Annotated in this window: 1 protein-coding gene; it reads left to right on the forward strand. The window is 47.4% G+C overall.

Annotation, left to right across the window (positions count from 1 at the left end; all coding sequences use genetic code 11):
* Positions 1-54: 54 nt before the first annotated feature.
* Positions 55-500: flagellar hook capping FlgD N-terminal domain-containing protein (locus tag R7040_RS30530; protein WP_318098200.1), on the forward strand; the 446-nt coding region annotated here is incomplete at its 3' end.

A 500-nucleotide genomic window follows, 5' to 3' on the forward strand; every position in this document is an offset into this window, starting at 1 on the left:
GGCAAATGTGAAAAGCATGCAGCAAGGCTTGCTTCGTTTAGGGCAGGGTAGCTAATGAGTCTTGCACAGTACACGGCATTATCGTCGGACGCTCCGGTTAAAGCGGCAGCAAAAGAAAACAGTGGCATTGCGCCAAACCCAACGGATAAGAACAGCGCGTCTTCACTTCAAAATGAGTTCATCTCTTTGATGGTGGCGCAAATTCAAAACCAAGATCCGTTAAACCCGTTAGATGGCACAGAGTACGTCGGTCAGTTGGCGCAGTTCTCTCAAGTTCAAAGTACCGAGAACATGTCGAAGGTCATGCAAAACAGCATGGTGCTACTCGACAACATGCAAGTGCTATCGACCGCCGGTTTGGTTGGTCAAACGGTTTACGTGAATTCAAAAGAATTCGAACTGGGTGATGGTGCGCAAAACGGCAAAATCGAACTGAGTCATGGTTCAAACCAAGTGACTTTAGTTGTGAAAGATCAGTTCGGTCAGAAGACGAACGTACC

The organism is Vibrio sp. 1069, assembly GCF_033340555.1.